The sequence below is a fragment of the Microbacterium sp. LWS13-1.2 genome (assembly GCF_040144835.1).
Classification (GTDB): Bacteria; Actinomycetota; Actinomycetes; order Actinomycetales; family Microbacteriaceae; genus Microbacterium.
Genome location: NZ_CP151632.1, coordinates 2075875 through 2095271, shown reverse-complemented (window position 1 = coordinate 2095271; position 19397 = coordinate 2075875). Strand labels below are relative to the sequence as shown.

The 19397-nt window shown below is 67.8% G+C and carries 16 protein-coding genes and 1 pseudogene; 10 read left to right on the top strand and 7 right to left on the bottom strand.

Going from position 1 to position 19397, the window contains the following annotated elements; genetic code table 11:
- Positions 1 to 50: 50 nt before the first annotated feature.
- Together MRBLWS13_RS09990 and MRBLWS13_RS09985 are read left to right on the top strand one after the other, a co-directional pair.
- A complete protein-coding gene (locus MRBLWS13_RS09990; RefSeq protein WP_349428895.1) occupies positions 51 to 1094 on the top strand; it encodes an Abi family protein in 1044 nt (347 codons plus the stop codon).
- A 379-nt stretch (positions 1095 to 1473) separates the two neighbouring features.
- Positions 1474 to 2694, top strand: a pseudogene (locus MRBLWS13_RS09985) (IS481 family transposase).
- Between the two features lie 1692 nt (positions 2695 to 4386).
- On the opposite strand, the gene MRBLWS13_RS09980 reads toward MRBLWS13_RS09985, so the two are convergent.
- Complete coding sequence (locus MRBLWS13_RS09980; RefSeq protein ID WP_349428894.1) at positions 4387 to 5466, bottom strand: hydroxyneurosporene dehydrogenase; 1080 nt, start codon at positions 5464 to 5466, stop codon at positions 4387 to 4389.
- A gap of 102 nt (positions 5467 to 5568) precedes the next feature.
- On the opposite strand from MRBLWS13_RS09980, the gene MRBLWS13_RS09975 reads away from it, so the two are divergent.
- Positions 5569 to 6129 (top strand): TetR family transcriptional regulator, encoded by a 561-nt coding sequence (locus tag MRBLWS13_RS09975; RefSeq protein WP_349428893.1) that lies wholly within the window; start codon positions 5569 to 5571, stop codon positions 6127 to 6129.
- A 25-nt stretch (positions 6130 to 6154) separates the two neighbouring features.
- Here the strand turns inward: MRBLWS13_RS09975 and MRBLWS13_RS09970 are convergent, their stop codons facing one another.
- Positions 6155 to 6748: a TetR family transcriptional regulator gene (locus tag MRBLWS13_RS09970; RefSeq protein ID WP_349428892.1), complete on the bottom strand. Its 594-nt coding sequence runs from the start codon at positions 6746 to 6748 to the stop codon at positions 6155 to 6157.
- A gap of 99 nt (positions 6749 to 6847) precedes the next feature.
- Between MRBLWS13_RS09970 and MRBLWS13_RS09965 the strand changes: the two genes are divergently transcribed.
- Positions 6848 to 7675 carry an SDR family oxidoreductase gene (locus tag MRBLWS13_RS09965; protein WP_349428891.1) on the top strand — a complete coding sequence of 276 codons (828 nt, stop codon included), beginning with the start codon at positions 6848 to 6850 and terminating at the stop codon, positions 7673 to 7675.
- A 457-nt stretch (positions 7676 to 8132) separates the two neighbouring features.
- Here the strand turns inward: MRBLWS13_RS09965 and MRBLWS13_RS09960 are convergent, their stop codons facing one another.
- Entirely contained in the window at positions 8133 to 8465 is a 333-nt protein-coding gene (locus MRBLWS13_RS09960) for a helix-turn-helix domain-containing protein (RefSeq protein WP_349428890.1), read from the bottom strand.
- A 76-nt stretch (positions 8466 to 8541) separates the two neighbouring features.
- Between MRBLWS13_RS09960 and MRBLWS13_RS09955 the strand changes: the two genes are divergently transcribed.
- Entirely contained in the window at positions 8542 to 9198 is a 657-nt protein-coding gene (locus MRBLWS13_RS09955) for an NAD(P)H-dependent oxidoreductase (RefSeq protein WP_349428889.1), read from the top strand.
- Between the two features lie 54 nt (positions 9199 to 9252).
- A complete protein-coding gene (locus MRBLWS13_RS09950; RefSeq protein WP_349428888.1) occupies positions 9253 to 11496 on the top strand; it encodes an LLM class flavin-dependent oxidoreductase in 2244 nt (747 codons plus the stop codon).
- Positions 11497 to 12274: 778 nt separating this feature from the next.
- Here the strand turns inward: MRBLWS13_RS09950 and MRBLWS13_RS09945 are convergent.
- Positions 12275 to 13303, bottom strand: a complete 1029-nt coding sequence (locus MRBLWS13_RS09945; protein WP_349428887.1) for an NAD-dependent epimerase/dehydratase family protein — start codon at positions 13301 to 13303, stop codon at positions 12275 to 12277.
- Positions 13304 to 13439: 136 nt separating this feature from the next.
- Between MRBLWS13_RS09945 and MRBLWS13_RS09940 the strand changes: the two genes are divergently transcribed.
- From MRBLWS13_RS09940 to MRBLWS13_RS09925, 4 genes are all read left to right on the top strand, one after another.
- Positions 13440 to 14306, top strand: a complete 867-nt coding sequence (locus tag MRBLWS13_RS09940) for a helix-turn-helix transcriptional regulator (protein ID WP_349428886.1) — start codon at positions 13440 to 13442, stop codon at positions 14304 to 14306.
- Between the two features lie 261 nt (positions 14307 to 14567).
- Positions 14568 to 15206, top strand: a complete 639-nt coding sequence (locus MRBLWS13_RS09935) for a GntR family transcriptional regulator (RefSeq protein WP_349428885.1) — start codon at positions 14568 to 14570, stop codon at positions 15204 to 15206.
- A 133-nt stretch (positions 15207 to 15339) separates the two neighbouring features.
- Entirely contained in the window at positions 15340 to 15936 is a 597-nt protein-coding gene (locus tag MRBLWS13_RS09930) for a hypothetical protein (protein WP_349428884.1), read from the top strand.
- A 528-nt stretch (positions 15937 to 16464) separates the two neighbouring features.
- A complete protein-coding gene (locus MRBLWS13_RS09925; protein WP_349428883.1) occupies positions 16465 to 16929 on the top strand; it encodes a hypothetical protein in 465 nt (154 codons plus the stop codon).
- Between the two features lie 14 nt (positions 16930 to 16943).
- Here MRBLWS13_RS09925 and MRBLWS13_RS09920 read toward each other — a convergent pair whose 3' ends face one another.
- The 3 genes from MRBLWS13_RS09920 to MRBLWS13_RS09910 are packed head-to-tail and all read right to left on the bottom strand — an operon-like array spanning position 16944 to position 19340.
- Complete coding sequence (locus tag MRBLWS13_RS09920; protein ID WP_349428882.1) at positions 16944 to 17762, bottom strand: GntR family transcriptional regulator; 819 nt, start codon at positions 17760 to 17762, stop codon at positions 16944 to 16946.
- A 10-nt stretch (positions 17763 to 17772) separates the two neighbouring features.
- The gene (locus tag MRBLWS13_RS09915) at positions 17773 to 18930 is read right to left on the bottom strand and encodes a thiolase domain-containing protein (RefSeq protein WP_349428881.1); all 1158 of its coding nucleotides are present in this window, start codon (positions 18928 to 18930) and stop codon (positions 17773 to 17775) included.
- On the bottom strand, positions 18927 to 19340 hold the full coding sequence (locus tag MRBLWS13_RS09910; protein ID WP_349428880.1) for an OB-fold domain-containing protein: 414 nt from the start codon (positions 19338 to 19340) through the stop codon (positions 18927 to 18929). The genes MRBLWS13_RS09915 and MRBLWS13_RS09910 overlap by 4 nt, the downstream gene beginning before the upstream one ends.
- Positions 19341 to 19397: the final 57 nt, after the last annotated feature.

Sequence of the window (19397 nt, the reverse complement as noted above, 5' to 3'; positions counted from 1 at the left end):
GCGTAACCTCCCACCGCGATGTCAGTCGACTCTGCTAGCCTGACGTAGTCATGACCAGCCCGCTCGGGCTCCTCCGGGAGCCCACGGGCTGGTTTTCTTTGTCGGGCGATACGGTGGGGCTGATGAGTCAGCCCGACAAGGAGCACAAGACCTACGGCGAACAGGTGCAGATCCTGCAGGACCGAGGTCTGATCGTCGACGATCCCATCGCCGCGGAGCGCTTCCTGGCGAACTCCAACTATTACCGCGTCAGCGCCTACCTGCACACATACCGGCTTCGCAAGGTCGATGGCGACCCTGCCTTTGACGAGCGGCTGAACGAGTTCATCGACGGAATTCACTTCGCCCAGGTCGTTGCGCTCTACGAGTTCGATCAACGGATGCGCGATCTTCTGTTGGCGGCACTTGAGAGCTTCGAGATCTGCTTCCGAGCAGTCCTCGCCTATCACGCGGGCATGCGGCACCCGCACATCCACCTCTACCCGGAGCTGCTGAATGAAGCCTTCACCGCCCAACCTGAGGCGGTCGACCGCAATCGCCTGAGCAACTACGACCAGTGGCTGCAGAAATACTCGTCGCGATCGGATGAGTCGAAGGAGGCCTTCGTCGCCTGGCATGCCGCGCGTTACGACAGTCGACTACCCATCTGGGCGGCGGTCGAGATCATGGAGTTCGGGCAGGTTGCGAGGCTATATCGAGGGCTTGCACTGACCGAGCGAGATGCGATCGCTCGTGACCTCGGAATGCAAGCGCGAACGCTCGCTTCCTGGGTCGCTGCGTTCAACGGACTACGCAACACCTGTGCCCACCATGCACGGGTGTGGAACCGGACGCTCGTGATCGCGCCGGCGCTTCCCAAGCGCGGCTCGGTGCCGGCGCTCGATCACCTGCACGACCTTCACGATCGGAGCCAGAAGCGCCTGTACGTGCCAGCCGCTGCACTCGCCTGGTTCCTTACAACGAGAGGCCTACGGCCCGAATGGGTCGAGCAGTTCCGCGCGCACGTACTCAGCTTCCCGGACGACAAGGTCATCTCCCTGGCAGACATGGGCTTCGACGACGAGTGGGAGCAGCTCGGGCTCTGGAACCCGTGATCACCGCCGACGCGAGTCATCGCGATGTCGCCGAGGTCCGCGACCCTGCTCCGCGGCGCACCGCCTGGTGTGTGCTCGCTCGGCCGCTCGCCGACGATCATCCCGACGCCTACACTGGTGGCGAGGCGGTGAGGTCTCACCCTTGAAGCTCAACAATGTCCGGCGGTCGCCCGCCGGGGCTCGTACGATGTCTCCGCATCGCGTGTCATGTCTCAGGACATCGGTAACGGTTGTGGGTCAACACATCGGTGACGCTTCGGCGGTCGTTGGTGGTGACAGTTCTCGGCTCTATCTGTGAGGGATGAGCCCGGTTGAGCCTGTTGATCCTCGTGTCCGTCTGGCGATCGCGCAGTGGCCGCCGGACGCGCCGCGCGGGTCGGTGGCGACGTTCTGCGCCGAGCACGGGATCTCGCGGAAGACGTTCTATGCGATCCGCAAACGGGCGGTTGAGGAGGGGTGGGCGGCGGCGCTCGAGCCCCGCTCGCGGTGCCCGAGGAACAGTCCGACGCAGATCACCGACGACGCAAAGACCCAGGCGCTCGCGGTGCGAGCTGCGTTGGAGTCGTCGGGTCTGGATCACGGACCGATCAGCGTGCACGACAAGATGCTCGCGCTCGGGATGGAGGCGCCCTCGATCGCGTCGCTGGCGCGGATCTTCCGCCAGACCGGGGTGGCGCGGGCAGAGGCCAAAGAAGAAGCCGCGGGCCGCGTTCCGCCGGTTCGTATATCCGGCGCCGAACGCGTGCTGGCAGCTCGACGCCGCAGAGTATGTCCTGGCCGGCGGTCGGCGGTGCGTGATCTTCCAGCTCTCGGACGACCATGCCCGCTATGCGGTCGCATCCCACGTCGCCTGGAGCGAGAACTCCGGCGACGCGATCGTGGTGTTCGACAAGGGCGTGGCCGCGCACGGGGTGCCGCAACGGCTGCTCACCGATAACGGCCTGGCGTTCAACCCGTCGCGTCGCGGCGTGGTCGGGCAGCTCGTCGCGCACGTCACCGCGCTCGGTGTCGAACCGATCACTGGCAAGCCCTACCGGCCGACCACGCAAGGCAAGAACGAGAGGTTCCACCAGACCTTGTTCCGCTACCTCGACAAGCAGTCCCTCGCCGGCACGCTCGCCCAACTGCAGGAGCAGATCGACCGGTTCGACGTGATCTACAACACCGAACGACCACACCAGGCACTTCCCGGCCGGATCACGCCGCAACAGGCGTGGAACGCAACGCCGAAGGCCACTCCGCCCAGGCCCAAGCCGGACGCCGAGCGTCATGCCCTGCAGCTGCTGGGGCAACCCGCACCAGCCCCGCACCATCGAGTCGATGACGAGATCCGCGTCACCCGCATCGGGGACAACGGCACGATCTACGCGCGCGGCACCAAGTTCCAGACCAGCCGCGCGCTGGCCGGCCAGCTCGCGCACGTGATCTACGACGACAACACGCTGACGATCTTCGACGCCCGCGGCACCTTCATCATCGAGCACGCATGGCCGACACCCGGGACCGAGTACGTCGGCAGCGGCAACCCGCGCGGACCACGCCCTCGAACCCTCCCACTGTCACCGATGTCCTGAGACATGAAGTGTCACCGATGTCCTGATGCAGAACTGTCACCGATGTCCTGAGACATCACACTTCGCGAGTACTCGCGTGCCCACATCCTGCCCACAGATGCGCGCGGCACCCGCACTAGAGGTCGAACCCCAGCTCCGCGAATATCCACGCGCATCGCGTGTCGGACAGTATCCGCGCGGGCAGGAAGTGGACCTACGGCCCGGTCGTCGACGACGAGCACAAGGCTTGATCATCGCCCCGACAACAGCATCACTCCGATCGGTGATGACAACGTGCAGAGCTCTTACCCTGATCAGTTGAAGTCGGTCGCTGGTTGCCGACCCGGGAGGGTTCCCCGGAGCCCGTCGCGTTGGAGGGATCTCGCCTGATCCAGAGCGGCCGATACGGCGTCGAGATCATCGTCGAATAGATCCGCGTACACATCTAGGGTCATCGCCGCTGACGCATGACCAAGCATCCGTCTCGAAGCGGCGGTGGCGTGAGCGAAACGCGGAGCACATCGCCGAGTACCGCCGCCGCTACAACGCCGAGCACCGTGACGATGTCCTGCGCAAGAACCGCGAGTACATGAAGACGTACGACGCCCGCAAGCGCGCTGAAGAGCGACGAAGAGAGGCACGGCGACAGTACCAGCGTGAGTATTACGCGGCCCACCGGCACGAGTACCTCGACTACCAGCGGGAGCGCCGCGCGGCACGACGCGCGGCCGATCCCGATCGGTACCGTGCACAGACCAGTGCCCGCAATCAGCGCTGGAGAGACAGCCACAAGGAGCAGGAGAACGCGAAGCTCCGCGAAAAGTACCGTCAGAACCCGCAACGCGCCCGCGATCGTGGCCAGGCGTACTACGCGGCGAACGCGGAGCGCATCACCGCGCACCTGCGGGAGAAGTACGCGGAGACCCAGAAGTCAAGCGCGCGTACCACCGGGAGTGGCGCCGACGTGAGCGATTCCGCCAAGCCGAAGGCTTGCCGCCACGTCGGCTGCACACCGTCACGAAGGAACAGCGCGACGCCAACACGGCGGCCGCGGACGAGTTCTTCACGAGTGCACGAGCCACCAGGGAAGTGCTCGAACAGAACCTGTCGGAGATTTACGGTCCCACGCCGCCGAGTCTCATCCATCGCTTCAATCGGGACAGCGCACGCTTCCGGGCGGTCGCGTATCTGCTGAATACACCCCACCCCTGCGATCGCCTCCGCGTAAGTGAGGCTCGACGATTCGCCTACGAGGTCGAGAAGGCAGCCAGAGAAGCCGAGATGACGGCCCGGCAACGAGCACGCGCAATGGAACGGGTGAAGCAACTCGTCGCAAAGGCTCGCCCCTCCGCTGGCGCTCCGGGGCTGCGTTATTCCACGACCCGGCACTGCACACCCCTCCGGTCGCAAACGACGCGACTTGCCAGAAAGGCCACAGAAACAGTCAGGAAGAACAGATGCACACGAGGTCCAGATCATGAACACCATCGCCGGGCGGGATCAGCTCGAAGAAGCGGTGGACCGGCTCGCCCATGATAGGCCAATCGGGGCAGCCTCGAACTCGCGGCGAATGAGGACGGCGGACTCACCGTGACCATCGACTTGCCCTCCGCGGAGGCGGCGTCCTCGACCCGGCGATCTTCGTGACCCGAAGGCGTCGCTCTGGAGCACATGAGCGTGCATGCCCGGGACGGCATCGGACTGGCGTGCGTCACCCGAGCTGCGCACGCCCGTCCTCGTCAGCGCGCGTGGCCGAAGTACATCAACTCCCAGACACCGTCATCGTTCGCCGTATCGACGAGGTCGCCTCGACGGTAGTGCTCAACCGTCACCGCACCCGAGAACCGCAGGTAGGCCCCGTCGAAGCGGGCGATCTTCGCCGCGAGTTTCTTCGGGCCGCTGAGCGTGTCGATCAGGCGCTCGGAAGCAATGGTCTGGCGGCGTTCGAATTTCACGACGTACGTGTCGTCGCCGTCGACGTAGGTGTACCGCGTGACATCCGCCACCGGCTTCCCCGTGCGTTCGTCTGTCGCGACCACTTCCGTATCGAAGGTCACCTTCGTGTCGTCGTCTGCGACAACCTCGCCGTCTTTCGCAAGAAGGAACAGGGGGATGGTGTTGAAATCGTAGTCTTCGGCAGCTGTGATGTACGAGGCGATGACCGAGAATGGTCCCGCCTGACCGCGCGCCCAGTACCAGTTGTGGATGAGGGAAGGGAGGGCGGCGTTGCCCCAGTTGTGGTCGTGATAGCCCACCCCGGTGGTCTCGGTCGTCTTGCCGTCGACGGTGTAGCTCGCGGTTACCTGGCCCTGGGGGACGGAAGGCAGCCAGCCGAACTCATGGTCCTGCCTCTCGCCGAACAGCATGATCCCCGTCTCGGGTCGCCACGCCGGAACCTCGCCGGTGATGACGACGTCTGCGCTCACATCGCCTAGATCGACCGAGATCCGATACTCGTGCAGATCGCCGGAGAAGCGATTTCCCGCACCGATGCGCACATCCGCGTGATCGGTCGCCGCGCTCCACTCTGCGGGATTGAAGCGGACGATCCTGTCGACCTGGCGACCGTCCGGCAACGTCAGTTCGAAGCGGATGAGCGGATCGAGAGCCGTTCTCGGAACAGTGAAGTCCTTGTTCTGGAAGACGATCACCAGCACGGATCCATCGGCGAGATGCGCGTCGAAGTACCACCACTCGTACGTGCCTGCCCGGTTGTCGGTCCGTGCGCCGTCCTCCCAGCGTTGGATGGTTCGGGAAAGCCCGAACGCCGTGTATTCGGCGTCGCTGCGCGCCAGTCTGGCCAACGTGTTCTCAGTCATCTCAGGGACCTCCCCTTTTCGGCTGGCGTACCGAGGAACTATAGCGGTACATTTGTACCGTTATAACGTACGGTACTTTTGTACAGTTGGCAAGGAGGATCCATGGCCGGCTCAGGCTCGGGCAGAGGGGAAGTGCGGCGTCAGGTGATCCTGGCGGCGGCGATGGCGATCGTCGCGCGCGAAGGCGCGGGCGCCCTGACTCACCGTGCCGTGGCGGCCGAGGCAGGAGTGTCGCTCGCCTCCACCACTTATCACTTCGCGGGGATCGATGACCTGCGCCGGACGACCTTCGAATGGGCGGCGGACGAGATCGGGTCAGGCTTCGAGGGCGCACTGGCGAAAGCGCAGTCGAGCACGGAGCCTTTGAATGCGGTGACCGAGCAGTGGGCGCGCGTGCTCGCCGAGCATCGCGCGGCGTTCACCGCCGTCCTGGAGATGCTGATCGCGGCAGGCCGTGACCCTGAGCTTCGGCGCGTCGCCGAGGATCTGCTCACCCGGCCGGCTCAGCTGCTCGCCTTCGCCGGCTTCGAGGATCCGCCCGCTCTTGTCGCCGAGCTGATCGGGCTTGCGCTGGTGCACCTCATCGAGGTCCATTCGGACGTCGGCGATTTCAGCCGGAGGGCACTCGAGCTCATTCGCAGACACGCGGCGGAAGGCGACTAGAGACGCGTCCGCCGCCTTACCGGGATCAGGACTTCTCGCGCACCGCACAGACCGCCCGGTCGTAGAGGGTAGCGAGGTCTTCCGCGCCACCGCTGAGGACCCACGCCTCGCCTGCGACATCGAGGCACGCGATGACGCTGGCTAGGATGGCGCCCGGCGCCGGGTTCGACACATCGTCCTCCGCGATCGCCATGCGACGTCGGATGTCGGGGATCAGCAGCGACTGCCAGTGCAGGTGCTTCTCGATGCTCCGCGAGCGCAGCGATGGCGTCTCGTACATCATCTTCGCGAGCCTCAGCGTGACTCCAGGTTCCACCTCGAGCGCATTGACCTTGTCGAGCGCCTCGCGCAGCGCCTCCCACGGGCCGACGTTGAGAGGCACCTGATCGAGCTCGTCCCTCACGAGCTCCCCCCGGCCGGCCAGATGGCCCAGCACGATGTCCTCCTTCGTGCCGAAGTACCGAAAGAACGACCGTCGCGAGATGCCCGCGGTCGATGCGATCTCGTCGATGGTCGTCTGCTCGAAGCCTTGCTCGAGGAACAGCCGCATCGCCACGCTCGCGATCTCCGCATACACCGCCTCGCGAGATCGTTGCCACAAGCTCGTCGGGGTGCCCATGGAGAAATCTTACCCTACTGCCAGACTGACACTCAGTGACAGACGGACATACGCTCACACCTGTTCGTAGCACTCGCCCCCTGCGTCTGGAAGAACCTCGTGCCTGCAATCGACTATCGCCGCCAGACCATCCTGATCACCGGAGCTTCTTCTGGTATTGGCGAATCATTCGCTCGAGCGCTGGCTGCTCGCGGATCCGATCTCGTGCTGGTCGCGCGGCGCCGTGCTCGCCTCGAGGCGCTCGCCACGGAGCTGGAGCGCAGCCACGGGGTGACCGCCACCGTGATCAGCCAAGATCTCGGCTCGTCGTCCGCAGGCGCGGATCTGTCGGCCGCAACCGCTGCAGCCGGCCTCCGCGTCACGGGCATCATCAACAACGCCGGCTTCGGATCATTCGGCGACTTCGTCGATGAGGATGCGGATCTGTTCGCTCGGGAGATCGCCGTCGACATCAGCGCACCGGTGCAGATCAGTGGGGCCTTCCTGCCCGGAATGGTTGCCGAGGGGGAGGGGTTTCTCATCAACGTCGCCAGCATGTCTGCGTACGTGCCGACCCCGCGGATGGCCGTGTACGGTGCTGCAAAAGCATTCATCCTGAGCTTCACGGAATCGCTCTGGGCCGAGACCCGCGCATCCGGCGTCACGGTCTTCGCGCTCTCCCCCGGTGCGACGGAAACCGAGTTCAACACTGTAGTCGGCACGGATGACGCCACCTCCCGAGCGCGAATGCGCGCCGCCGATGATGTCGTGCTGACCGCGCTGGCTCATCTCCAGCGACGATACCCCGGCCCCAGCGTGATCGACGGCACTTCCAACAAGCTCAGCGCCAACATCGGTCGCGTGTTGAGCCGGCGTCGAACCGCCGAGCTCATGCACAGAATCACCGACCCCACGCGCCGCAGGACGCCCCGCAGCGCTTCCGCATGAAGTTCCGACGGCGACGCCGATCCTGCTACCGCCGCCACCGCTGCCACGTCGTCCGGCCCGTTCCACTCGCCCGCGGCTCGACGTGTGAGCCGACCCCGGGTGGGGCCGACATAGAGAGGCCAACCGTATCCGCATCCGGACCAACGGACGAGGCATCCACCGCCTCCCTGAACGCCGTGAAATCGTCGACGCGTACGCGAGCTGCAGATGCTCGAGCGCCCAGTCCTTCGTCACCCGACGGAGCCAGTGTCGGGTGCGCAATCTGGCCGGAATCCGAGCGGCGCGGAAATCGTGTACGAAATGCCGCCCCACGTCAACTGCCGACGTTCGCATCGAGGGCTGTTCGAGCCGCCCGGGCCGTCTTCGATGACGGGTGCGGTCTGTCAGCACGGTCTCGCCGCTGCGCGAGACGGCGCGGCGCGGCGTTTCGCATCCCACCGGCCCGTCGCCATCGGCGTCAGCGCCGTTCTAGGTTGGCGGCCGCCCAGGATCCGAGTTGTTCGAGGATCGGCAGCAGCCCTTCGCCACTCTCGGTGAGCGCGTATGAGACTGTGACGGGGGGGCCGGCGGTAACCGTGCGAGTCACGAGCGCGGCCTTGGCGAGTTCGGCCAGTCGATCTGACAGCACGGTGTCGCTGATGCCCGAGACGCCGCGGCGCAGGGAGACGAAGGTCGACGGGCCCCCTCCCAGCGCGGAGATGATCATGCCGTTCCAACGCTTGCCGAGCACGCTGAAGGCCAGTGTTACGGCTGCGTCGCAGACATGCGACTGTTCATCGACATCGCGCATGCGGCCATAGTACCGTGCTACGGTATCTGTATCCGCTAAGGAAATAGTAGTCCCTACGAAAACCGAGAGGTTTCTCATGTCCCTCTTCCGCCTGGATGCCAGCATTTTCCCAACGACGTCCGCGAGCCGTGCTCTCGCCGACCTCGTCGAAGCCGAATGGGCGGCATCGCACCCGGACTCCACCGTGACTCGCCGCGATCTGGCCACTGATCCAGTGCCCGCAACGGCTTGGGCGGATGCGGTCGCCGGCGGCTTCATCGCCGACGCGCAGCTCACTTCCGCACAGATCGAGGCGCGCGTCCTCGCGACCGCCGTCGCCGACGAGCTCATCGGCGCCGACGCGCTGCTGTTTGCCGTGCCGCTCTACAACTACGGAATCTCACAGCATTTCAAATCCTGGTTCGACCTCGCCTATACCGACTCGCGAATCGGCCCCAGCGGCACGACGCTGCTCGGCAAACCTGCGACGCTCGTCACCGTCCTCGGTGGCAACTACGCACCCGGCACGCCCAAAGACGGCTGGGACCACTCGACCGGATGGCTACGCCGCGTGCTGGAAGATGTCTGGGGCCTCGACCTGCGCGTCGTGCTGCGGCCGTTCACCCTGGTGGGCGTGAACCCGGCGCTCGATGACTTCGCCGACACCGCGCGGGAGCTCAAGCAGGCGGCCGAGACCGCCGCCCGGGCGTATGGCCAGGAGCTGGCCGCCCTCCGTCACGGACAGGTCGCTTGACTGGTCGCCCGCGCGGCTGCTGCCATCGCGAGCGTCTGCCTGAGAGGACCGCACATGGATTACGGACACGAGCTCCTCTTCGGAGCCTTCATCACCCCCACCGCCGCTGACCCGCACGTCCCCGTTGCGCTGGCTCAGTTGGCGGAGGCGTCTGGTCTCGACCTCGTCACTTTTCAGGACCACCCCTACCAGCCGTCATTCCTCGACACATGGACGCTTATGGCCTTCGTCGCGGCCGCCACCGAGAGGGTGCGCATCGCCCCAAACGTGCTGAACGTGCCGCTGCGGCCGCCTGCGGTGCTCGCAGGCGCAGCAGCGAGTCTCGACCTCCTGTCGGGCGGGCGCCTGGACCTCGGCCTCGGCGCCGGCGGGTTCTGGGACGCGATTGAGGCGATGGGTCCCCCGAAACTCACCCCTGGGCAGGCTGTGACCGCCCTTGAGGAGGCCATCGAAATCATCCGGGGACGCTGGGATATCACCCGTCGCGGTGGCGTGTTCGTCGACGGGACGGTGCACTCGGTACGCGGCGCCCAGCGGGGTCCCCGGCCCGCCCACGAAATCCCGATCTGGGTCGGGGCACGAAAGCCGCGGATGCTCGCGCTGCTCGGTCGCGCGGCCGACGGGTGGCTGCCGTCGCTGCCCTGGTTGGAGCCGGGTGACTACGCGCGCGGTAACGTCCGGATCGATGAGGCGGCCGAGGAAGCCGGACGCGACCCGCGGGCGATCCGCCGGCTGCTCAACATCGGACCCTCACCGAAGGACTCCCGGGCCTGGGCTGAGGAGCTCGCCGGGTACGCGCTCGCCGACGGCGTGTCGGCGTTCATCGCGATGGCCGACGACCCGCGCAGCCTGCAGCGCTTCGGAGCGGAGGTCGCCCCCGCGGTACGCGAGCTGGTCGAGCGCGAGCGCACCCGAAGCGGCAGCGCACCGGCGCCGGCGAGGTCGGTCGCGGCACTCTCTCGCCGCAGAGCCGGCATCGACTACGACGCCGCGCCCGCGGGCGTGCACGCGATCGAACCGGGCGACTTCGAATACCCGGATGTCGCGAACACCTACATGCGCGGCGGCAGCCCGGGCATCGTGGTCCAGCCCGCCGACGCCGAGCAGGTGTCGCGCGCCGTGGCGTTCGCGCGGCAGCATCCCGATGTCGCCCTGTCGGTGCGAAGCGGCGGTCACGGGATCTCCGGGCGCAGCACAAACGACGGCGGCATCGTGATCGACCTGCGGCGTTTGAACATGATCGAGGTGCTCGACGCCGGGCGGCGCCTGGTACGCATCGGCGCCGGCGCGCGCTGGGCGGATGTCGCGGCCGCGCTGGGCGAGCACGGCTGGGCGCTCAGCTCGGGAGACTACGGCGGCGTCGGGGTGGGCGGGCTTGCGACGGCCGGGGGCATCGGCTGGCTCGCGCGCGAGCATGGGCTCACGATCGACCACGTGCGCGCCGTCGAGATGGTGCTGGCCGACGGATCGGTCGTGCACGTCGACGCCGAGAACGACCCTGACCTGTTCTGGGCGGTGCGCGGCGCGGGCGCCAACATGGGCATCGCAACCGCCTTCGAGTTCGAGGTCGACGAGGTGGGCGAGGTCGGCTGGGCGCAACTCGTCATCCAGCCGAACGACCCGGCCGCATTCCTCGAGGGCTGGGGTGCTGCGGTGCAGGCGTCGCCTCGCGATCTCACCAGCTTCCTCATCATGTCGGGCGGCCGGCCCGGACAGCCGCCCACGGCCATCGTGATCGCGATGGTCGACTCCGACGACCCCGACACGGTCATTGAGCGGCTCCAGCCGTTCGCGCAGCTCGGGCCGCTCATGCAGCAGTCCGTGCAGCTGACGACCTACGCGCAGGTGATGGCGAACGCCGAGTCCGGTCCGCAGCAGGGTGCGGGCGAGCCTGTGTCGCGCTCCGCTCTCGTCGACACGATCACCCCGGAGCTCGCCGCCTCTATGGCGCACGTACTCGACAGCGGCGCCACGCACTTCTTCTCCGTGCGTGCGCTGGGCGGCGCGGTCGCCGACGTGCCCGACGACGCCACCGCCTACGCACATCGTTCAGCGGCCTTCTCGATCGCGACCGTCGGCGCGAACGAGGCGCGGCTGGAGGCGGCGTGGCGCGACATCGCGAAGCACTCGCGAGGACTTTACCTGAGCTTCGAGACCTCGCTGCGCCCAGAGCGCATCGGCGAGGCATATCCGCCCGCAACTCTTGAGCGCCTCCGCGCTATCAAGTCGCGGGTCGACCCCGACAATCTGTTCCGCGACAACTTCGCGATCGCGGCCGAGCCCACTGCCGCCGGCTGACTCCGGCTCGCCGGGCGCGGCGGAGGCTCGGGGCTGGTGGTTCTCGCGGGCTATGAGAGCGGTCAGGAATGCAAGGGGGGTGTTCCGGATCGTGGCTGGCCCAGCGTCCGCTTCTTCACGGAGTCGGCTCAGGCCGCGCAGCTGAGGGGCGACCTCCGCGGAGTCGTGATGGTTCATCATCTCGACGAAGCGGAGCTCGGCCACCCGGTGGATCGCGTGTTCTGCGAGCTCGAACGAGGCGCCCGTCGGGTCGATGCCGTTCTACTCCTTGGCTCGCGTCCGCGAGTTCAGGAGGCGGACCGCGAGGCGGTCGCCGTCGACGAAGATCTCCCGCTTCCCGACGTTGCGGCTTCCATGCGCCATCCGGCCACTGGTGCAGGCAGCTCGTCGAGCGGCTCGAGCTCAGTCGCAACGTCGGCACCCGTCTGCGCGGTCGAGTGCTCGAGGTGGCGGTGGCGCACCAATTCCGATCAGCTCAGCAGCGAGCACCGACGCGCGCACCACAGAGACGGGTGCAGCAGCAACCTCCGGCGGCGGCGGCGGGAGGTAGAGCAGCGAGGGGCCGGGTCGGCCCGCGAGCCAAAGGCCCGTTGTAGTTCGGGCGAGCGCGCGTCCGCGCGATGACAGCGCATCCGCGGGTGAGCCTCCGCAGCCCTAAGCCCTCGAGGTCGGAACCGGCCGCCAAGATCGTGGCGTTCAGCGTCGGCTTCTATTGGCGCCGGCGGTGAGCGCGATGGTCATGGTGATGTCTCCCGACGATGCATGTAGGTGGGGAATGTCAGCCTGCGAATCCGCGGGCGATCATGCTGCGGCCCGCGGTGACGATCGCCTCGCGGGCAGGCCGCGGGGTGATGCCGAGGACGGTGACAGTCTTGGTGTTGGAGACCCGCTTGACGTAGCCGAGGTCCGCGGCAACGGACTTGAACTCGTCCCGGAACAGGGCGGTGAGCCGGACGACGACGTCCGGGATCGACCGGGACGGGACCTTCGATGCCTTGTCGCCGAGCTCGGCCTTGAGGATCGCGCCGATCTCCTTCATCGCGATCGCCGGCTCGCCGGTACCCACCAGGAACCGCTCACCGGCCGCACCAGCCGCGGTCATCGCGGCGACGTGCGCCGCGGCGACGTCCCGCACGTCCACAATGGGGACGAACATGTTCGGATAGCCCGGCATCGCACCACTCAGGCTGTTGTGGATGATGTGGTTCGCACCGGAGACGTCCTCGCCCATGACCGGCCCCATCACCGCGACAGGCAGGATCGTCGTCAGCTCCATCGTCATGCCGGGCTGCGCGATGAAGTCCCAGGCCGCCTTCTCGGCGAGGATCTTGCTGCGCCCGTACACGTCGACGCCGGGACCGTTCAACGGCGACCAGTCGTCCTCGGTGAACACGTGATCGATGTGGCCGTGACCGAACCCGACGGCGTGGAACGCGGACGTCAGCACGACGCGCTTGATCCCCGCATCGCGGGCCGCGCGGAGGACGCGGAGAGCGCCGTCGCGGGCGGGGGCGATGACCTCTTCCTCGTCCTTGACCTTGCCGGTGTGGAGGGGGGAGGCGAGGTGGATGACGTGGTCCATCCCAGCGACCGCGTCCGCCCACCCGGCGTCATCCATCAGGTCCGCCTCGACGAAGGTCAGAGCCTCGTCCCGGGTCACGCCGGCGTCACGGAGCATCGTGCGGACGCTGTTCTCCTTGCGGAGGGAACGGATCGTGGAGCGCACAGTGTGCCCCTGCGCCAGGAGGTGGGTTATGACGTGGCCGGCGATGAAACCGGACCCGCCGGTGACGAGAACCTGCGACATGAGAGCCCTTTCGTGGTCTGTGTATCAAGCGACATCACGATCCTCGCCACGTCACCCGTGAGGACCCAGACCCCTGGTGACACTGGTAGTCACAGGGCATACCCGCCGTTGCACGCCGGCGATTACCGTGGTCGACATGACCGATGAGCCGAACACCCTGGGCGAGTACCTCCGAGCCCGCCGCGAGCTCGTCACTCCCGAACAGGTCGGCATTCCCGCCCTCGGTGTCCGGCGCGTGCCCGGCCTCCGTCGCGAAGAAGTCGCGATGCTCTCCGGCATCAGCGCCGAGTACTACCTCCGGCTCGAGCAGGGACGCGACCGCCACCCGTCCACCCAGGTCCTCGAAGCGATCGCCCGCGTCCTCCAGCTCGACGACGACGCCTATCTCCTCAGCCTCGCCGCCGAACGCCCACACCGGAAACGTCCCAAGTCCCGGAGGGAAACCCTCCCGGCCAGCACCGCGCAGCTCATCGACCAGCTCCCGTTCCCCGCCTTCGCTGAAGGCCGCTACCTGGACGTCCTCGCTGCAAACCCTCTCGCCGCAGCCGTCTCCCCGCGGCTGGTGGCGGGCGGCAACCGTCTCCGGGATGTGTTCCTCGACGAGGCGGAGCAGGACCTCTTCGAGGACTGGGAACGAGCCGCCGCCGCCCTGCTCGCCGGGTTCCGCAGAACCGTCGGACGCAGCATCGATGACCCTCGCGTCGTCGAACTCGTCGGTGAACTGTCCCTGGCGAGTCCTGGATTCCGTCAGTTGTGGGCACGACACGACATCGCCGAACGTACCGGCGCCACCGTCGTGTTGGAGCACCCCACCGTCGGGCAGCTCCGGCTCGAACGCGAGAAGCTCGCCATCGCGGGGACCGACGGCATCATGCTCGTCGTCTACCACGCGCAGCCCGGCACAGAGTCGGCAGAACGCCTCGCACTCCTCGGCTCGATGGTCGCGGCGACCGGATCGGCCCCCAGGACCTTCACGCCCCCCGCCGCCCGTCGGCTCTCCTGACGCGGCGAGGGTATGCGCATGGGACCGTCGTAGCTCACCTTCTCCGCCGCTGCTTCGAATCGCGCAGGGTCGATGGCGCGGACGAGAATATCGGCGCCGGTCGGTCTCGAGGCTCCTCCTGCCGACGCGGGGCCTGCTGAGCAGAGCGTCCGGCAGCGCGATCGGGATCACGGGCGTCCCGCGCTCCGCTCGCCCGATGCCGAAGAGCCGATGAGGACCGTGAGTGCAGTCCGGCGAGCGCGGACCGCGCGTCGTCCTAGGATGTCCCTCGTGAGGGCGAGCGATGTGGCTTATGAGCAACTGCGCCAGGAGATCATCGATTGGGTGCTCAAGCCCGGCACGCTTCTCGGCGAGATCGAGACGGCGGAACGGATCGGCGTCTCGCGCACCCCGATCCGGGAGGCGCTCGCGCGTCTGGCGGCCGAGGGCCTGGTCGCCGCCTCCGGTCGTACGGCGATCGTCGCACCACTGTCGCACAAGCACGTCGTCGAGCTCTTCGAGCTCCGCGAGGCGCTCGAGACCCAAGCGGCGCGCCTCGCTGCACGGCGCCGGGACCCCGAGAGGTTCGCGGCACTGCTGACCGAGTTCCGGCGCGGGCCGGAGGAGGGACAGCCGCTCGACGGGCGCCGGCCGTACTTCCTCTCCAGCGAACTCGACTCCGCCATCGACGAGGCCGCCGACAGCAGGTACCTCCGGTCCGCGCTCGAGGACATCCGCGGCCAGATCGCGCGGGTGCGCTTCCACGCCCGGTCGAACGCGGACAGGCTCTCCCAAGCGACGTTCGAGCACACTCAGATAGTGGAGGCCATCCTCGAGGGGGACGAGGTGTTCGCGGCCCAGGTGACCGCCGTCCATCTGCGCAACAGCCTCGCCGACGTGCTCGGCTCTCTTCCGGGGTGACTCGCTGCTCGAGTCTTAGGAGGATTCCCGATCGGCCGGATCCACGCGACGGTCATCGGCCCGATCGCGATCGCGGGCATCATCCGGACGGGCTCGGCCGCCGTGCCCGCGCCGCCCGACGTAGACTCCTGACATGGACAACCACGAAGTGGTGGAGGCGCTGCGCCGCGCGGTTCTGGATCTCGCGTCGAACAGCCCGGGGACGGAGCTCACCGTCGCTGCAGTGTCCTCGGCCGCCGGCATCCCACGGGACGACTACTACCGGTACGCCTCTAGTCCGATGCAGCTGCTGGCGGAGGCACTGAGCGACGAGCTGCTCACCGCCTACGACGAGATCGATGAACAGTACGACGCCGAGGAGGCGCGATCGCTGCGGGTGCGCACCTCGATGGAGCACATCGCGAAGTGGGCTCGGATCTACGGCGGCCCGATGCGTAAGGAGCTGATGCAGGCGCTCCGGAGGACTCTCGCCACGTCGTTCCGCATCATCAACGAGGAAGACCTGCGCAGCCACCCGGAGCTGCTTCCCGCGGGGATTTCGCCGGCCGACGATCTGGCGATCGAGTTCGTCGCAGCATACGTCACCGGAGGCGGGATGGCCGCGATCGAGGTCTGGGTCGACGACGCCGAGCCCGATGTCGAGCGTGGTCTTCAGCTTCTGACCGCGGTGTCTCCTCTGCCCAAGAGGGTCGACGTCTCGAAGGCGCCGGTCGAGGCGGTCGAGGGCTGATTCCCTGCCGCCGGGGCAGCCCTCTGGCGGCGAAGCATCGCGGGAACGCCCTCGATCGCGTTGAGCTGTCGTTCGACCTTGCCGCCGTCCCAGGCGAAGACACCGCCCGTACGGCCCATCGATCGGCGGATAGCGCCCTCTCGCTCGAGCGGCTCGAGCGCTCCCGGAGTTCCGATCGCGTCACGCCCAGATCCTCGGCGAGAGCCCGTTCCGAGCCGATCCGCTCCCCGGCCGCGTACTGCGCCTCGGCGAGCATCCGTCGGATGCGCTCGATCAGCCGTCGGCGCTCGTCCATGTCACCGGGCCGATCGCGCATCCGCGAGCGCGAGCGCGAGGCGCTCCAAAGCCCATGGGCAACGGGTTCCCGGTCGCGGCAGTCATCGCCCGCCCGGATGTGCTGGACGCCTTTCACGCCCAGGGCCCGTACTTCAACGGGGTCGCAACCCCGATCGCGTCAAGATCATCCCGGGCCTCAGCCCCTACATCGGCCGCACCGAGAAGGAGGCACGAGACCTGTACGAGAGCCTCGTGGCGTTCATCGACTTCGACGACGCCCGCGTGACGCTTTCGCGCAACCTGGGCGCCGACGTGTCCGATCTCGACCTGAACGAGAAGATCCCGCTCGAGCGCTTCGAGAACATCCCCGACGCCACCGTCGCGCGTCTCGCGGTATACCGCCACCTCACGGTCGAGGAGGACTACACGCTCCGCGACATCTTCATCAACTGGCGCAGCGTGACCGGGCATGCCGCGATGGTCGGCACGGCCTCGCAGGTCGCGGACCGCATGGTCGACTGGTTCGAGTCGGGCGCGTGCGACGGCTTCAGCCTCAACGCCCCGACCTTCCCCGCCTCGGTCGACGCGATCCGCGAGCAGCTCGTTCCCGAGCTGCAGTCGCGGGGGTACTTCCGAGAGGCGTACACCGAGACGACGCTGCGCGGACATCTCGGCTTGCCGGTTCCGCCCGCGTGGGATGCGGTGGCCGAGGCCTGAGCGACGGGGCGTGGTCAGGCGGGGGCGAGGTGGGGATCGTCGAACATCGTGAAGGTGGCCCGGTCCGCCCTCAGCGCGTCGAAGGCTATCTCCACCGGCCTTCCGTCGTCGTCGTGGATGAGCTGCTCGCGACGCAGCACCGGCGAACTCGGAGCGACGCCCAGGATCCGCGCCACCCCCGCATCGGCCACCGTCGCGCTGATCTCGGTGGTCACGCGACCGAGCTCGCGGGCGAAGATCCCCGCGATGACCTCCGCCAGAGTGATGGGCGACGTGCCGCGGCGAGCCTCCGTCTCCATGTCGAAGCGGCTGCTGAAGTAGACGGTGCGGATGCCGAGCGGCTCGCCGCCCAGCATCGAGGTTGTCTCCACCATCCGCAGCATCCGCTCGTCGGTCTGCAGCTTCTCACGCAGATACGGCGTCGAGGCCACGAGCTCGCGGTGCATGCCGCCGGGCTCCATGCGCCCGCCGTCGATGCGGTACACGTCGAGGACGTGAACGCGGGCGCCGGCCCAGCTCGGATACGTCCCGCGGCGCGGAGCGCGCGACACGACGCCCTCGGCCAGCAGCTGCTGCAGCGCATGGCGCATCGCGTTGCGGCTCGCGCCGTGCAGGTGCACGAGCGCCTCCTCGATCAGCTGGTCGCCGGAGGAGTACGTGCCGGCAAGCACCGCGGAGCGGATGAGATCGCGCACTCGGTGGGGGAGCTGGTGTCGTCCATGGCCCGAGCCGCCCTTGGCGCGCGGGTGCTCGGGCCGGGAGGCGGCGAGGAGGGCGTCCGCCGTGCGGACGTTCTCCGCCCCCGCGTCGTCTCCGTTCCCCGAGGCAGCCATCGCGTGCTGGTCAGGGTCGCCGGTTGCTGAGGATGAGGGTGCCCGCCGATCCGAACATCATCCCGATGCCCTGCACGAAGCTGATCTCGACTCCCTCGACCTGGTTGAACGCCTCGCCGCGGAGCTGTCGCACCGCCTCCTGGATCGCGAACATGCCGTACTTGCCGGTGTGCGTGTACGACAACCCGCCGCCGTTCGTGTTGACGGGGAGCCGCCCGCCGGGACGGCTGTTCCCCTCGGCGTAGAAGGCGCCCGACTCGCCGCGCCCGACGAACCCGGTGTCTTCGAGCATGTACAGCGGCAGGTGGGCGAAGGCGTCGTAGAACATGATGTGGTCGACGTCGGCGTGCGTGATGCCGGCCGTGCGGAACGCCTCGGCACTCGCCGAGCGGAAGGCGCCGAACGACTCCAGGTCGTCCATCTGTGACAGCAGCGGCGACTCCGCCGCCTCACCGGAGCCGAGCAGATACACGGTGCGGGAGGCGGAGGGAAGGTCGGCGGCGCGCTCGGCCGACATGAGCACGAGTGCTCCTCCGCCGTCGGTCACGACGCAGCACATGTCGCGCGTGAACGGGTAGGCGATCTCGGGCCCGGCGAGCACCTCGTCGACGGTGATCGGCTCGTTGCGCAGGGCGCGGGGGTTGCCCACCGCCCACTCGCGCTGCGCCGCGGCCACCACCGCGAGGTCGCGCGGCGACATCCCGCGTCCTTCCAGGAAGGCCAGGACGGGGGTGGTGAAGGTCGAGTAGGGGGCCATCGCGCCATAGGGGTGCTCGAACTGCCCGCCGAGGGACGACCCGTCGGACGCGTACGGCCGCGCGCCTACGCGGGAGCGCCCCGACTCGCCGTGCGTGACGAGCACGACGTCCGCGGCCCCCGAGGCGATCGCCGCCGCGGCGTGGCGAACGAGGACCATGAAGCTGCCCCCGCCCACCGAGGTGCCGTCCAACCAGCGCGGACGGATGCCGAGGTAGTCCGACACGTCGTACGGGGGCATGCCGTCGTTGGCGATGCCGTCCACCTCCGCGGCCGCGATGCCAGCGTCGGCGAGCGCGCGCACCGCTGCCTCGGCGTGCAGCTGCAGCACCGACTGGTCGGGGATCTTGCCCAGGCGAGCGGTCTCGGACGCGCCCGCGATGGCGATGTCGCCGCGGTGCATGCTGATCATTCGGACTCCTTCAGGGCGGGTCGGAACACGGGGAGGACCTGGTCCCCGCGCTCGTCGTAGTCGAGCTCGAGCGCCATGCCGAGCTGCAGCGCCGTCGGGACGGGCTCGACCCCGACGATGTTCGTCATCATGCGCACGCCCTCTTCGAGGTTCACCAGCGCGATGATCTGCTGCTCGACCTCGAACACCGGCAGGGGACGCCGGTTGATCACGTAGGACGCCAGGGTCGCGCGGCCCGACACGGGCCGCCATTCCAGGTCGCTCGACGTGCATTTCGGGCAGTACGAGCGCGGGTAGAAGATCGCCGCCCCGCAGTCGAGGCAGTGCTGGATGCTCATGGCGCGCGCCCTGGTGCTCTCCCAGAACGGGAGAGTCTCCGGCGTGGGCTTCGGAACCGGCCCTGTGGTCATCGTCGAACCCTTCGCTTCGTCGTCGCGTGTGCGGCAGCGGGAGAGCGCGTGGTCGCC

Excerpts from the sequence above, each read along its gene's own strand:
- MRBLWS13_RS09990 (WP_349428895.1), top strand. The coding sequence starts at position 51 with ATGACCAGCCCGCTCGGGCTCCTCCGGGAGCCCACGGGCTGGTTTTCT.
- MRBLWS13_RS09980 (WP_349428894.1), bottom strand. The coding sequence starts at position 5,466 with ATGACTGAGAACACGTTGGCCAGACTGGCGCGCAGCGACGCCGAATAC.
- MRBLWS13_RS09975 (WP_349428893.1), top strand. The coding sequence starts at position 5,569 with ATGGCCGGCTCAGGCTCGGGCAGAGGGGAAGTGCGGCGTCAGGTGATC.
- MRBLWS13_RS09970 (WP_349428892.1), bottom strand. The coding sequence starts at position 6,748 with ATGGGCACCCCGACGAGCTTGTGGCAACGATCTCGCGAGGCGGTGTAT.
- MRBLWS13_RS09960 (WP_349428890.1), bottom strand. The coding sequence starts at position 8,465 with ATGCGCGATGTCGATGAACAGTCGCATGTCTGCGACGCAGCCGTAACA.
- MRBLWS13_RS09955 (WP_349428889.1), top strand. The coding sequence starts at position 8,542 with ATGTCCCTCTTCCGCCTGGATGCCAGCATTTTCCCAACGACGTCCGCG.
- MRBLWS13_RS09950 (WP_349428888.1), top strand. The coding sequence starts at position 9,253 with ATGGATTACGGACACGAGCTCCTCTTCGGAGCCTTCATCACCCCCACC.
- MRBLWS13_RS09945 (WP_349428887.1), bottom strand. The coding sequence starts at position 13,303 with ATGTCGCAGGTTCTCGTCACCGGCGGGTCCGGTTTCATCGCCGGCCAC.
- MRBLWS13_RS09940 (WP_349428886.1), top strand. The coding sequence starts at position 13,440 with ATGACCGATGAGCCGAACACCCTGGGCGAGTACCTCCGAGCCCGCCGC.
- MRBLWS13_RS09935 (WP_349428885.1), top strand. The coding sequence starts at position 14,568 with ATGTCCCTCGTGAGGGCGAGCGATGTGGCTTATGAGCAACTGCGCCAG.
- MRBLWS13_RS09930 (WP_349428884.1), top strand. The coding sequence starts at position 15,340 with ATGGACAACCACGAAGTGGTGGAGGCGCTGCGCCGCGCGGTTCTGGAT.
- MRBLWS13_RS09920 (WP_349428882.1), bottom strand. The coding sequence starts at position 17,762 with ATGGCTGCCTCGGGGAACGGAGACGACGCGGGGGCGGAGAACGTCCGC.
- MRBLWS13_RS09915 (WP_349428881.1), bottom strand. The coding sequence starts at position 18,930 with ATGATCAGCATGCACCGCGGCGACATCGCCATCGCGGGCGCGTCCGAG.
- MRBLWS13_RS09910 (WP_349428880.1), bottom strand. The coding sequence starts at position 19,340 with ATGACCACAGGGCCGGTTCCGAAGCCCACGCCGGAGACTCTCCCGTTC.